Here is a 16,821-nt window from a genome sequence, read left to right as displayed (position 1 = left end):
AAAATTATTTTTTTAGATAAGGAGTAATTTTGTCAATTAAATCTTCGGGTGAATTATAATCGCATGTTAACTAAACTCATAATTCTATCAAACTGTTCCTTTAATCCCATATCAGAATTGTCGAAAGCGATAGCGTCATCGGCACGAACAAGTGGTGAATCTTCTCTGGTAGAATCTATGCGATCACGTTCTTGAACATTGTGTAATATCTCGGCATAATTAACCTTGTCACCTCGGTCTAATAATTCTTTATAACGACGGGTAGCACGTTTATCGGCAGAGGCTGTCATAAATAATTTTAATTCAGCATCCTTAAAAACAACGGTACCAATATCACGACCATCCATCACAATACCTTTGTTTTTGCCCATTTCTTGTTGTTCGCTTACGAGTTTCTTTCGTACTTCAGAAATAGTAGCTACTTTACTTACTAAACGAGAAACTTCAATGGTTCTAATAGTGGTTTCAACGTTGGTATCATTTAAGAACATTTCAGCAAAACCTAAGTCTTCATTAAAAGTAAAAGAAAGTGATATTTTATGTAAATCAGCAACCAATTCTTCTGGATTAAAGTGCGAATTTGAAATGTAGTTTTGTTGCATTGCATATAACGTAACAGCTCTGTACATCGCACCAGTATCTACATAAATATAGCCTAGTTTTTTTGCAAGTTGTTTTGCGATAGTGCTTTTTCCTGTAGATGAAAACCCGTCGATGGCAATGGTAATTTTTTGTTTCATAAATGATAAAAATAAAACACAAATATACATTAGAAATATATTTTATTGAGCAATAAAGTATAAATTACCAGTAAGCTAAAAAGCTAGTTAATTAATGTTTTAACATAGTTTTAAGACTTTATTTGTTCGTTTGATTTAGTTTTTATATATTCACTTGTAATATAATAGCGTTAATTCTGTTTTTTTTTTAAAAAAAGTGTATTTTTAGCGCCCCTTAAGTACCTCTTTAAATGAACAAAATAACTAGAAGCATACAAATACTTTTAGGTATGTTATTTATTTGTATTCACTGCAATACAATGTTAGCGCAAACGTTAAATACCCCAGTTATTGCTGATGGTGACTCTGCATGTGATACTTTTGGAGGGAAAGATTTTTCTGTCGATTTTTCTTTTAGTGGCAGTGTTTTTGATGATGAGAATGTTTTTTTTATAGAGCTTTCTGATGTTGACGGAAGTTTTACAGACGCTTCTTTAGTGAAAGAATTAAGGAGGTTAGAGAGCACGGCTGCTAATAATTTTAATCAGGCATTTAATATTAGCACAACAATACAATTACCTGATGGTACTTTTGGTAAAAATTATAAGATAAGAATTCGTACAACTGCTCCAGAAATGACTTCAGAGTCAGTTTTTTTCGAAGCTTACCACAATATGGTAAGCGATTCTGAAATAGGAATTAATAATGATGAAGATTTCGCATTGTGTAATGGCGAAAGTAAAGAAGTATCGTTAACAACAGCAATTGTTGGCGAATATCAGTGGTTTAGAAGAGTTGGTTCTACCGATACGTTGGTCGCTACAACACAAGACCCCACTTTTACAATAACACAAACAGGAACTTATTTTGTAGTAATTGACTACGGAAGTTGTGGTGGGCCAAAATCAAGATTTATTAATGCTATTGGAATCAGCAATTCAGATGCGCAAATAACTGGTACTGCTACCGTTGAGATTTGTGGTGACGAAGCACATACGTTTACGGCTAGTTCAAACGATATAAATTATACCTACGAATGGTATCAAGATGATGTTTTAAAGCAAGCTTCTAATTCAAATACGTACACAACACCAACAGCGGGTCAGTTTGGTACCTACCATTTAATAGTAAAGTTAGGCGACTGTGAAGTGAAATCTAACGATGTTGTATTGGCACAAGAAACAACTGCCGATTTTAGTGTAAATACAGTAGGAGCCTTAAAAACAATTCTTCTTCCTGGAGAAACAAGAGAGCTTTGCATAACGCACGATGCTACTTCAGCTACTATTCAATGGTATAAAGATGATGCTCCTTTGGCTGCGAGAACGCAATTATGTATGAATTCGAGAGGACCAGGTACCTATTTTGCACGCGTAACCAAAACTTCAGCTACTTCATGTAATCTTATCGTCGATTCAGAAAAATATGAGTTAATCGCTGTAAAATCGTTCGATGTAACTATTAGAACCGAAACAGCCTATGAAGAGTGTAATACGATAACTACCGATTTAAGTATTGTTGGGGTTACAGCTATAGGCCAAGATGATGAACAGTATGATTTATCTGCAGATCAGATAGATATGTTAAATTATCAATGGTTAAAAGACGGAACCGCAGTTGCAGGAGCAACCGAAACTACCTATAATGTAAGTTCTTACCAAGATAATGGCGTTTATGCGTTGCAAGTAGGTGTGGGGTCATTAACTACAAATTCTAATGAGTTGCCTATAAAACTTATTGTAGAAGATCCAGAAATCACTTCAACATCTTCTTCTAATTCATTATGTCCAGGTGGCGATATCGTATATACAGTTGATGTTTTAGTAGCAGGCTATACTTATGAGTGGTTTAAAGATGATGATACCATTGCAATGGCAACAGACGTTACAGATTTTACCGTAACAGAAATTGGTGAGTATACATTAAAAATAACTGGTTTTGGTTGTGAAAAAACATACACACCAATCAATGTTGTATTGTTTGATGAATCGGTAGTAATGGTAACACCTTCAGAAAAAGTAGTGCTTATACAAGGGCAAACAGTAACCGTAACAGCGTCGGGAGCTGAATCTTATGTTTGGCATTTAGGAGAAGATACTGGCGGAACTGTTTTATCAACAAACGAAACTTTAGATGTAAATACATTAGGTTTTTATACTGTAGAAGCTTCCGTAGGCGCTTGTAGTGTTATACTTACTATTGAAGTTGTTGAGCAAGACGATCAGGTTATCGTACCAAACATTGTTACACCTAACGAAGACGGAATAAATGATACTTGGCAGTTATCAAATAAATACGCATTTCAACCATCCGTAGTAATACAATTGTATAATTCTATTGGTAAAGAAATTTTAAATACAACCGATTATAAAAATGATTGGCCGTTAGAAAGTTTAGGAAATCAAAAAATCTTCTATTATAAAATTATAAAAGAAGATGTATTAATTAAAGCAGGAACAATATCTGTATTAGATTAAAGATTTAAGATGATAAAAAAAATTACATTATGTATCGCGTTATTAGTAAGTGTGTTTTCAGTAGAAGCACAATTGTCTGATGATGCACAGCAGTATAATAGTTTTACTTCAAGAAATTTCATGAAGTTTAACCGCTTTTTAACGGTGCCAACTTTTTCGGCTTTGCGAGAAAATAAAACAGAGATGACTGCTATTGTACGTAATAGTAATGTAGATTTTGAAGACAACCCAAGATTATATGTAGGAACCTATTCAGGTAAAATGCGTGAAAATGTAGGTGCAGGTGTTGCTATTTATCAACAGGAAGTAGGCGTTTTTAAAGATTTTGGAGCTTTAATAAACTACGCACAACGATTACAGTTAAATGAAAACTTAGATTTAACCTTCGGATTCAATTTTTTATATAGTCGAAGAAGTGCAGATGCTGTAAAGGTAAATTCAACAGTGCCAGATCCGCAGGTAGCAAATTTTCAGGATATTCCGTTAGTAATGTTACAACCAGCAGTAACTTTATCGTTTGGTAAGTTTGATGTAGGGGTGTTTTTTGAGAATTTAGTAGATTTTAACTTAAAGACTAGCGAAACGGCTACTTCTTTCGGCGAAAAAACATTTTCGGCACACGCAATGTATTCGTATGAATTCACCTATTCTTCAGGTATTTTAGAAGGAGCAGATTTAAGAACTTTAGTAATGGCAAGAAAGCCAGGTAAAAATGATTTTAGTGCTGGTGGTAATGTAATATTAGATTTACCAAAAGCAGGTTGGGTAAAAGCAGGTTACGATAAAACCTATGGTATTTCTGCAGGAATAGGTGTGAATATTTCAGATAAACTAGCCGTTGGTTTTAGTTATGAGAAAAGTACTTTCGCAGCAACCAACGAAATCGGATTGATTTATAATTTTGGTAAAAAATCATATACGCGAGAAAGACCAACAAGAAGATTGGGTACGGTAAATGTAACATTGCCAGAAAGAGCTCCTAAAAAGGATTACAAAAACGAAGAGCATAACGATTTATCAGATGAAATTCAAACAGCGCAAGACTCTATAGATATTTTAAATAAAAAAGTTGATGAGGTTTTACGTTTGTTAAAAAACCAACCAGCGCCACAAAAAGTAATAGTACCAACTCCTACAGAAAATAAGGTAGAAGAAAAAGATACATCAATAAGAAGAAGGTCAGACAAGCCATGGAGACAAAGCACTATTACAACCACAGGTAGTGGTGGAGGTACTATGTACTACATTGTTTCTGATAGGTATAAGAATAAAGAAAATGTAGATCCTTTAATAGAAAAATGGAAAAGATCGGATATTAAAGCAAAATATATATATGAACCAAAAGAAAAATACTATTACGTATATATAGATAGGTTTGCAAAAGAAGAAGATGCAGTGGAGAAAGTAGAAGAGCTCGGACTTAGTGTTGAAACAGGATTGTTTGAGAAAAACGAAGATAAGAGTGACAATTCAGCTATAAAAATTAAAAAGAATAGTAAAGGTGTTGTATATATAGAAAAACTCACCATTGGTAAAAGCGGCGAGAGTTACACAGAGCCTAAAACACAGCCTAAAGCAAGAGTAAGAACCATGTCTAACATGCAAGGAGTTGCACCAGGATATTATTTACAAGTATATGTAAATGGAAATAAAGCATTGGCTGATAGAAATGTTGATGAGTTAAGAAACGATAACATAGAAGCAGGATACTTTATAAACCCAACAACTGGTTATATGCATACTTATATAGCAAAAACGGATACTAGAGAAGAAGCTATTAAGTTGTATAATAATAATTTAAACGGTTCGTTTTACGACCGTAAAACGATAGTACGTATAAAATAATTAATTTGTAAGCCCCCTTAAACAATTAATTCCCGAGAAAAGATGATGAAAAAAATACTTATAATACTAATTTTATTTTTTGCCAATATTACTTTTTCCCAAGAGAAACTTAATTTATTTGATGACTCAAGAGTGTCGAATGAACTTAAGTTAAAAGCAAAAAAGGCAGTCAAAATTCAAGAAAAATCTACAGCTAATAAAAAGGCTGACACTCCTTTTACAAACAGATTAGGTGTTGGGGGAATTAATGTTAGAGGTAACATAACCTTTGTCGGTAATAATATATTAAGTATCGATGATTCAAGAATTAACTTTATTGGACCTAACGATGATTTTAATTTTGGAGGGAATAGTAACACTGATTTTGAGTTAGGTTATATTGATATTGATGATGATTTAGGTATTCCTGGGAATAATACTACTTTTTCATCAAGTATGTCTACACTTAACCTACCTAATTGTTCAAGAGTTGTATATGCAGGTTTATATTGGGCTGCTATTTATCCATATGATGAATGGAGTGATGAGTCTGCTGCAATAAACACTAGAGATGGTGATTTTAATACCATGAAGTTTAAAGCTCCAGGTCAACCGTATCAAGATATAACAGGAAGTGTACTTTATGATGATGGAGAGGCTACTCAATTACCTTACGTATGTTACAGTGATGTAACTTCAATAGTGCAATCATTAGGTACTAATTATAATGGAGATTATTTTGGAGCGAATATTAAAGCTACTCTAGGACAAGATTCAGTAGGCCAAGGACTAGGTTCTTCAGCAGGTTGGGTTCTAGTGATTATTTATGAAAATGAAGGACAATCGAGTAAAAATATTTCGTTATTTGATGGTTTTTCTACAATTGATGGAGTTGTTGATACAGATGTATCTTTTTCTGGATTTACTACAATCCCTGCAGGACCTGTTAGGGTTCAGTTACTAACGGCAGCCTTAGAAGGTGATAAGCCTTTTGTTGGAGATAGTTTTCAAATATTAAATCAATCAAATAACTATGTAGACATAACTACAGGTAACAATAACCAAACTAATAACTTTTTTAATAGTTCGATAACCAAATTTAATAATTTTGTTAATAATAGGTCGCCAAGAAGTACAAATACTTTAGGCTTTGATGTTGATTTATTTAACCTAAGCAATCCTTCAAACTCGGTTATTGGTAACGGACAGAGCTCAATTGATCTTAGGTTTACAACAGCTCAGGATGCCTATTTTCCATTTTTAAATGCAATGACTGTTGAAATTATAGAACCCGAAGTACAACTGTTAAAAACAATAACAGACCCAGGTGGTTTAGAAATATCAGGTACTCCTGTAGGTTTGGGAGCAGAATTGTTTTACAATATTACATTTCAAAATGTTGGTACAGATGATGCTACCAATACCATTATTACAGATAGGTTGCCTAAAAATGTAGATTTATTAGAAGTAGCGGCACCTAATGGATCAGTTGCGCCAGATGGTACACGTTTTAATATAGATTTGCCTGCAGGTGTAACTATTATATCTTATGACCCGCCAGCTGTTGGTAATGGTTTTAGAGCCGAATTACAGTTCTCTGTGCCAGATGATATGGTTTTAGAAGGAGGAGGTTTACATGAAATTGATATACGTGTTCAAGTAGTTTCAGACTGTAATGATTTACGAGATGTATGTTCTAATGAAATAGAAAACCAAGCTTTTGCTAGTTATCAAGGTATAAGAGGAGGTGTCCTTATTGATAATGGACCAAGTTTTTCCGGAATAGATAGTTGTGATTTTGGTATTGTAGGTACCTCTAATTTTTTAGTTGATACCTCTGGCTGTACTTTCGAAAGATCAGAAGTGCTTTGTGGTGCAAGTATAGATATTGTTGCGGGTAATGGTTTTGCTACCTATTCTTGGGAAGAAGCAAGTGCACCAGGAGTTATACTCGGAACAAATCAAACTCTAACAGTAACACAAGCAGGAACATACATAGTAACAAAAATAGCTCCGGTTGGTTGTATAGATGCTACCGAAACAGTTAATGTAGTTAGTTTTAATGATGAGCCAAATCCTTTAGCTCCTTTTGCTTCTCAAGTTTTACCTGAGTGTAATGGTTTTGAATTAGCTGAGGTTTATTTATGTGGAATTAATAGCTCTGTAGATATAAATTTACCATTTACAGGTGCTACTACAGTTAACTGGTTTAAATTAGATGAACCATCTAACTGTGCTGTTGATGCAATAGAAGGTTGTGCTAATTTAGATACGGATTGTGATTGGACAAATATTGGAACTGAATTAGATAAAAACTTTGATACTGAAGGTGAATATCGCTTAGAAGTACTATACGATGGTCGATGTCCGCAAACTTATTACTTTAATGTATATAAGGCTACGCTAAACCCAACAATTACTACGCAAGATATTGTTTGTAATACACCAGGTAGTATAGTAATAACAAATGTTCCAGATGGTTATGAGTACAGCTTAACAGGTCCTGGAGGTTTTAATCAGCCATTTTCTACAAATGCTACTTTTTCAATAGCGGATGCTGGAGATTATGATTTATCAATTCGTTTAATAGGTGCACCAGCAGGCTCATGTACCTATACACAAGAAAATATAAACATACAATCACCACCTATACAATTAAACGTAACAGAGGGAACTCTTAATTGTGCAGATGATGTTATACAAATTACAGCTAGTGTTAATGGCGTTCCAGGTGAGTATTCTTATGATATAACTAGAGATGGAGTTTCAGAAGCTGGTTCTGGAGGTTTTATAGCGAATAATAGTCAAACTTATGACTTTAATGACGGAGGTACTTTTGTAATCACCGTAACTACAGTAGATGGTTGTACAGCAACAGAAACACGTATAATAAATAAGCCACCCCCAATTACTTTAACGGCAACCACGACCAAAAATATTTCATGTGTTGATGGTTCTTCTGATGGTATTATAACGTTAACACCAGGAGGAGGAACTTTGTCAGCAGGTTTAACATATAATATTTCACTTATTTCAGCTCCGGCTTCAGTAACAACGCCTGCTGCTATTACAGGAACAACCTATAATGTTTCAGTAGGAGATGAAGGTGTTTATGTTTTTGAAGTAACAGATAGCAATAACTGTTCAACAACAGCAACAGCAACAGTTGTTGTAGAACCAGAAGTGCAATTTACAACTGACACTACAGATATTTCGTGTAACGGTTTAACAGACGGACAAATAGCTGTAAGTATTAATGGTGCAGATTTAGGCTATACATTTGAATACAGTATAGATGCAGGTGCTAATTGGAACGCAACAGGTGTGTTTTCTATCCTTGCAGCAAACCCATCTTATACAGTAAGAGTTAGAGCATCAAAAACAGGATATCAATGTATATATGATATCGAAAATATTGAAATTCAAGAGCCAGCTGCTTTAACAGGTGGTAGTACAACACATACCGATCATAGTTGTAATACTAATGGTAATACCATACAAGGTACTATAACCTTTACAGATCCAGCAGGAGGTACAGGAGCGTATACTTTTTATTATAAATTAGCACCAGACGCAACTTATACAGCAGCAACAAGTAATCCTGTTATAAATTTAGCAGCAGGAACCTATAATATTAGAGTTGAAGATGCCAACGGATGTCCTAGAGATTTATCTGATGTTGTTATAGACCCAATTCCGGGTGCACCAACATTTAACCAAGCAGTAGTATATAACTGTGAAGGTGAAGGAAATATAACAATAACTCCTTTTGATGCTTCTTACACCTATACATTAGATGGTACAGTAGTCCAAACAGGTGCAAATGCAAATGTTTTTACCGATGTAGCGGTAGGAGCACACTCAGTAAGAGTAAGTTATTTCGGGAATTGTAGAACAGATATTCCTGTAACAGTAGCTAGCGGGAATGCTTTTTCTGGAGACATAAGAGCAACTTCAGATAGTGAATGTTTTGGTTCAGACAATGGTACCATAACAATAGGAGCAAGTAATGTAATAGGTACTAGTTTTGAATATTCGACAGATGGAGGTGCTACTTGGTCTTTTACGGCAGATAATCCATACAGAGTTGTAGGTTTAGCAGCAGATACTTATGAAGTTTTTATTAGAGAAGTAGATGGAGGAACAACTTGTACAATAGATTTAGGAGATGTAACAATTACACAACCAGACGAGTTAACATTAACAGCAGCGGTAGATCAGCAACCAACATGTTCAGGACCACCATCAGGAACCATTATAGCAACAGCTACAGGAGGTGTGCCACCTTATGAATTTAGTATAGATGATGGTGCTACTTGGCAATTATCAAATATATTTAACGATGTGCCAGGAAGAGTAACAGATTATATTGTTATGATTCGTGATAGTAGAAACTGTAACGAATGTGGTTGTACTTCAAATTTATTTGAAAATGGTAGTTTCGAGCAACCAACAAGAGCTACCACTGGTTTTAACCAACGAAATGAGGATGATGTTCCTGGTTGGGATACTACAGATCCTTCAAATACAATAGAAATATGGTATAATAATTTTCAAGGAGTGCCTGCTAAAGATGGGGTTGCTTTTGCCGAATTAAACTCACAAAATCCAGGTTCTTTGTTTCAAGAATATTGTACGCAACCAGGAGATGAAATAAACTGGTCTGTTTCTCATAGAGGAAGAGCGGGTGTAGATGTAGCTACTGTTAAAATTGGAGATGATTTAGCAACAGCAGGTATTGTAGCAACAATGTCAGACGGTAATTCAGCTTGGGGAGATTATAATGGAACATATATAGTACCTGTAGGGCAATCAACCACAGTTATTGCTTTTGATGCTTTATCTACAGCAACAGGTAGTTTAAGTGTAGGTAACTTTATTGACGACGTTAATATTACCATTGTAAGAAACAATTGTGTACCAGTAAATGTGTCAATACAAGAACCAGACACAGTAGAATTTTCCGTAACTCCAGAAATTTGTTATAATGGTAATAACGGTACATTAACCGTAGATGTTACCGGAGGAAACGATGATTATTTATTTAGTTTAGATAATGGAGTTACATGGGAAACACCAAATCCAGCAACACCAAATCAATACATATTTTCTAATTTAGCAGCAGGTACTTATAACGTAACCGTTCAAGACGGATTGGGTTGTACAATTCCACCAATAGCTGCAACGATAAACGCACCAATAGACGCTACTATTTCAACTACGAACGAGCATTGTAACGCTTTAGGTCAAATATCAATTACACCAACAGGAGGAGATAGTAATTACCAATATGTAGTAACACCAATTGCTCCAACAGTAGGTTCAGTAATAACAAGTACTACAAGTCCAATTAATGTTGCCGCAGGTTCTTATACCGTAAGTGTAAGAGATCAAAGCGGAGCAGCAGGATTTTGTGAATATACAGAAGATGTAACCATTACCAGAATAGCAGATCCTACTATAGTTGCAACCCCAACACAACCAGATTGTAGTGGAGGCACAGGATCAGTTAGTATTGCTATCAGTAACGGAGTAGCAGATTATACAACTACTATAACATTACAAGGAGCACCAGGTACAGTACAAACATCAGGTCCATCATCAGATGTTAGCATTTCTTTTAACAGTTTAGCTGACGGAACGTATGATATTTTAACTACGGATGCCAATGGATGTACAGATACAGCAGAAATTACAATTGCCGCACCAAATCCATTATCAGGAGATTCAAGAGAATCACAAGTTTATACTTGTGCTCAATTAGGCGAAATCACTGTAGAAAATGTAAGTGGAGGAACAGCACCATATACGTATACATTAAGTGATGGAACTAATTCTACAACATTTACAACAGACACGGTAACTTTTAATTATACATTTGAAGATTTAACGGACGGAACATATACTGTAACAATAACAGATGCAAATAGTTGTAGTTTTACGGTAACCCCAAATATTATCATTGCGCCATTACCAGAGGAGCCAACTTTTAGCAATGCGGTAACTTATAATTGTGACGGAACAGGAACAATTACATTAACACAGTTAACACCAGCTGCAGCAGGAACATATAATTATACATTAGGAGCAACGACTAATACTACCGGAGTTTTTAGTGGTTTATCGGATGGAACTTATTCTGTTAGTATTGATTACGGAAGTAGTTGTGCAACAACTGTTGATAATATTACAATTTTAGCTAATCAAGAATTTACAGCAGGAATAACCGACCAATCGAACCCTGTTTGTATTGGAGATAGTAACGGAAGCATAGAAGTAACCGCTTATTTCCCAGCACCAGCAACGTTATCAGCAGATTTTGATTATTCATTAGATGGCGGAACAAATTGGACGGCTTCAGGAGCAAACCCGTTTACAATACCAAACTTAGCAGATGGAACATACACTATTGTAGTAAGACCAACAGGTTCAACTACAGATTGTAATATTACATTAGCACCGGTAACTTTATCAGATCCGTCAGTAATAAATGTAGCAGCAACAGTAACGAAACAAATTACTTGTGATACTGATCCTACATTAAATGGCGCAACAATAACGATAACACCAACAACATCAGGTGGAAACGGAGGAGTTTATACATATGAGTTATTTGATAACGCTACAGGAACAGGACCAGCCGTTCAAACAGGCGCACCATTTACCGATATAGATACCGCAGGAGATTACTGGGTAGTTGCAATCGATGCAGAAAACTGTCGTTCAACACCTGTTTTAGTAAATGTGCCAGATGCTATACTTGTAACATTTTCAGTAACACCACAAGTTTGTTATAATGCTACTAGCAATAACGGTACATTAACAGTTAATATTCTAACAGGAAACGGTAACTATCTATATAGTTTAGATGGTGGAACTACCACGCAAACATCAAATATATTTACAGATTTAACTGACGGTACGTATGATGTAACTGTAACAGATGGTTTTAATTGTACGGCAACAGTAACAGGTACAGTAATTAATCCGCAAATAGACGCTACTATTTCAACTACGAACGAGCATTGTAACGCTTTAGGTCAAATATCAATTACACCAACAGGAGGAGATAGTAATTACCAATATGTAGTAACACCAATTGCTCCAACAGTAGGTTCAGTAATAACAAGTACTACAAGTCCAATTAATGTTGCCGCAGGTTCTTATACCGTAAGTGTAAGAGATCAAAGCGGAGCAGCAGGATTTTGTGAATATACAGAAGATGTAACCATTACCAGAATAGCAGATCCTACTATAGTTGCAACCCCAACACAACCAGATTGTAGTGGAGGCACAGGATCAGTTAGTATTGCTATCAGTAACGGAGTAGCAGATTATACAACTACTATAACATTACAAGGAGCACCAGGTACAGTACAAACATCAGGTCCATCATCAGATGTTAGCATTTCTTTTAACAGTTTAGCTGACGGAACGTATGATATTTTAACTACGGATGCCAATGGATGTACAGATACAGCAGAAATTACAATTGCCGCACCAAATCCATTATCAGGAGATTCAAGAGAATCACAAGTTTATACTTGTGCTCAATTAGGCGAAATCACTGTAGAAAATGTAAGTGGAGGAACAGCACCATATACGTATACATTAAGTGATGGAACTAATTCTACAACATTTACAACAGACACGGTAACTTTTAATTATACATTTGAAGATTTAACGGACGGAACATATACTGTAACAATAACAGATGCAAATAGTTGTAGTTTTACGGTAACCCCAAATATTATCATTGCGCCATTACCAGAGGAGCCAACTTTTAGCAATGCGGTAACTTATAATTGTGACGGAACAGGAACAATTACATTAACACAGTTAACACCAGCTGCAGCAGGAACATATAATTATACATTAGGAGCAACGACTAATACTACCGGAGTTTTTAGTGGTTTATCGGATGGAACTTATTCTGTTAGTATTGATTACGGAAGTAGTTGTGCAACAACTGTTGATAATATTACAATTTTAGCTAATCAAGAATTTACAGCAGGAATAACCGACCAATCGAACCCTGTTTGTATTGGAGATAGTAACGGAAGCATAGAAGTAACCGCTTATTTCCCAGCACCAGCAACGTTATCAGCAGATTTTGATTATTCATTAGATGGCGGAACAAATTGGACGGCTTCAGGAGCAAACCCGTTTACAATACCAAACTTAGCAGATGGAACATACAATATTGTAGTAAGACCAACAGGTTCAACTACAGATTGTAATATTACATTAGCACCGGTAACTTTATCAGATCCGTCAGTAATAAATGTAGCAGCAACAGTAACAAAACAAATTACGTGTGATGTCGCCGCTTCAGACGGAGCAACAATAACCATAACACCAACAACATCAGGTGGAAATGGAGGTCCTTATACCTATGAATTATTTGATAATGCTGCAGGAACAGGACCAGCCGTTCAAACAGGCGCACCATTTACCGATATAGATACCGCAGGAGATTACTGGGTAGTTGCAATCGATGCAGAAAACTGTCGTTCAACACCTGTTTTAGTAAATGTGCCGGTAAATCAAGCAGTTGCTTTTACAGCAACACCGCAATGTTATGATGGAGCTAACGGAATAATAGATTTAAATGTAACTAGTGGTAACGGAACTTACGAGTACAGTTTAGACGGTACTAACTTTACGCCATTTGTACCTGCCAATGCTACAACATTTAGTATTACAGGTTTATCTAGTATTGCCTACACGGTAACTATTAGAGATATTGCAGGTTGTTCAGATACAGAAAATGCAACGATAAACAATGCTTTAGTTGCCACAGCAACACCAACAGATATAAGTTGTACAGACGGTCAAATACTAGTAAGCCCAATAGGTGGTTCTGGTACGTATGTGTTCTCAGCAGTGCCAGATGGTAATGCTGCGGGAGCATTCACAGCAACAAACCCTATTGTAATTGCAGCAACAGGTATATACGATGTATATGTAAGAGACGATGCTGGCTGTGAATATATAGTACAAGATGTTATTGTAAATGCTATAACACCAGTAGCAATTACAGCAACAGCAAACCAACCAACATGTAATGGAGATACTGGTAGTATAGATGGTGTTATAACAGCCAATACTGGGCAAGGACCATTTACAATAACCATTACAAATAGCGTTCCTACTTTAGTTGAAACTATTACTAATTTTTCAGGAACTAATTTTAGTTTTAATAATTTACCTGCAGAAAGTTATACTGTAGTAATTACAGATGCTTTAGGATGTACAGCTACCATAACACCAGCAATTGAATTGGTAGATCCGCCAGCATTAGTTATTGATATATTTGATGTTTTACCTTTAAACTGTGCTGTAGATTCTGGAAATACGGGGTTTAATTTTATTAGTATCAACCCTAATGATTATTTGCCAAATACCTTACAATATAGTACAGATAACGGTGTAACTTGGGTAGATTTTACATCAACAAGTGGTCAAGTAAGAGGTTTCAATTCAGGAGACATTGTATTCCCTACCTTAAGAACTATTGATGGTTCTGGTAACCAACTTTGTTTAATAGCTTATGGCAGATATGAAATAGCTTACAATGTTACAGGTTTAATAGTAAACCCAATTGTAACACCAGGTGATTGTACAACAGGTTTAACAGTTACTGTAGAAGCTCTTGACGGTACAGGTCCTTTTGAGTTTGCTATAAACAGCCCTACAGGTTGGGTTGGTCCAGATGCAGCTGATAATGGAACATTTGGTGATCCTGCCAGAACTCTAACTTACACAGGTTTAATACCTGGAGTAGATTACACTTTTTATGTAAGAGATGCTACAGGCTGTGTAAAACAAAATAATGATAATATCTATGCAGCTTTTACGCCTACAGTTCCTGTTGCAAGTAACGTTGATAATCAATCATGTTTTGGAGCTAATACAGGTCAAATAACATTCTCTATAGATAATACGAGTGGTGATTTATCTAGTCCTTTTAATTGGACTTTATACAAAAGAGATCCAGTAACAAACATAGGTGCAAGTGTTCCACCTTACGTTAATCAATCTGAAACACTTTTTACAGATATTGTTGTTACAGGTCTTGCTTCTGGCTTATATTATATAGTACTTACAAATGATACTGCAACATGTGATTTTGGTAGTCAAGATGCAGTAATTAATGACGGTACTCAAATAACAGGTCAAGTCACTAAAATAAACGATATAACATGTAGTGTAGATGGTTCAGTTCGTATAGAAAATGTATCTGGTGGCTTTGGTGGTTATACTTATACATTTACAGTAACAAATGGAACAGGAGTTTTAAACGGGGATATTATTACTGTTGATGCAACTACTGTTACAGGAACACCAATTACGGTAGAAGCATTTGCCGAAGATGTTAATGGTTGTGGTCCGGTAAGTTTAGGAACGATAGATTTAGTTTTAAGTCAATCACCAACAATCACAAGTGCGATACCAAATAGTTGTGGGGTAACTAAAACAATAACGGTAACAGCAGCAAACGGTACACCACCATACACATATTCTATTGATGGCGGAGCAAATTTTACTGCACCAACAAATAATGTAACGTATACAGGAACAGTATTAACATCAGGTACTTATGATGTTATAGTAAACGATGCAAACGGGTGTTCTGTAACACAAGTAGGCGTTGTAATACAACCCGATTTAGAATATGAAGTTAATTTAACTAAAAACTTAACTTGTGACACTCCGTCTCCTGCAGATGAAGCAACATATGAAATAGATAACGTTACTGGAAGTGGAACATATACTTATGAAATTATTAGAAACGACAGTGGAGCAAATACCGTTGTAGTTACAGCAGGTACAGCTTTACCAGCTACACCATTTACTTTCAGTACAGCAATTGCAGATGAATACACTATAACAATTACTGATACTGCAGAGGGTTGTACAAATACAAAAGTATTTACAGTAGCCCCAGCCGTGCTACCAATTTTCACAACAAACGTAACAGATGCAACGTGTAATGGAGTAGCCAACGGAAGTATTTCTGTTGCTGTAACAGCAGGCTTAACGCCGTTAGCATACAGTATTGTTCAAACAGCAGGAAGCGGTTTAGTAGCAGGACAAGCAACATGGGATGCAGCAAGCAACTCATTTATCAATGTACCAGCAGGAACTTATACGGTAAGAGTTACAGGAGATAATGACTGTTTTACAGAAGAAGCAGATATTGTTGTAGCAGATAACCCATTATTAACAGTAACTGCACCATCTGCAGTTCAGTTTGGTTGTTCAGTAGGTACAAATACTGTAAACAATGCTACCTTAAGTATTGATACTTCTTCGGATGTAGGAGGAGGAAGTTTATCTTATACAATAGTAGAGTTGTATAATGATAACGGAACCCCAGCTGATTTAACAGATGATGTTTTAGTAAACACGGTAACAGTAACCGGAACAAATCATGTGTTTTCAATAAGCGATCTTGCGGGCGGTAGTTATTATGTACGTATTGTAGATAGTGCTAATTGTGAAGTAATATCACTATCAACAGTTATAAATGCTTTTGATCCTATTACAGATATTGATATCAATTCAATAAAAGATATCGATTGTGCAACAGGAGATAATATCTCAGTAAAAACAAGTACAAATATTGATGGTGTTATTTATGATATTACAAATGCACCAGCAGCATATGCAGGTCCAACATCAGAAACAGTACCAACAGGAACAGATGCAGCGTTAACATTTACAAATTTACCAACAGGATCATATACGATAACAGCAACACACCCAGTAACAGGTTGTGTGTTTACAAAAACGTA

The 16,821-nt window shown here is 35.6% G+C and carries 3 protein-coding genes and 1 pseudogene; 3 read left to right on the top strand and 1 reads right to left on the bottom strand.

All coding sequences use genetic code 11. The annotated features are described in order from the left end of the window. Positions 1–53: 53 nt before the first annotated feature. Positions 54–740, bottom strand: a complete 687-nt coding sequence (gene cmk / locus AC28QF_RS10870; RefSeq protein ID WP_488202022.1) for a (d)CMP kinase — start codon at positions 738–740, stop codon at positions 54–56. A gap of 230 nt (positions 741–970) precedes the next feature. Here cmk and AC28QF_RS10865 point away from each other — a divergent pair, with 230 nt between their 5' ends. The 3 genes and pseudogenes from AC28QF_RS10865 to AC28QF_RS10855 all read left to right on the top strand — a co-directional run. Next, positions 971–3,196, top strand: coding sequence for a T9SS type B sorting domain-containing protein (locus AC28QF_RS10865; RefSeq protein ID WP_488202023.1), 2,226 nt, complete (start codon positions 971–973; stop codon positions 3,194–3,196). A 9-nt stretch (positions 3,197–3,205) separates the two neighbouring features. Beyond that, on the top strand, positions 3,206–5,041 hold the full coding sequence (locus AC28QF_RS10860; protein WP_488202024.1) for a PorP/SprF family type IX secretion system membrane protein: 1,836 nt from the start codon (positions 3,206–3,208) through the stop codon (positions 5,039–5,041). A 42-nt stretch (positions 5,042–5,083) separates the two neighbouring features. Continuing rightward, positions 5,084–16,821: pseudogene (locus tag AC28QF_RS10855) on the top strand (hypothetical protein); the annotation flags it as partial.

The organism is Tenacibaculum sp. M1.3A (assembly GCF_057732375.1).
Note: the sequence above shows the minus strand (reverse complement) of the source record. Positions and strands in the feature narration are given on the sequence as shown.

Coding starts and splice junctions, on each gene's coding strand:
- cmk (WP_488202022.1), bottom strand. CDS start 740: ATGAAACAAAAAATTACCATTGCCATCGACGGGTTTTCATCTACAGGA.
- AC28QF_RS10860 (WP_488202024.1), top strand. CDS start 3,206: ATGATAAAAAAAATTACATTATGTATCGCGTTATTAGTAAGTGTGTTT.
- AC28QF_RS10865 (WP_488202023.1), top strand. CDS start 971: ATGAACAAAATAACTAGAAGCATACAAATACTTTTAGGTATGTTATTT.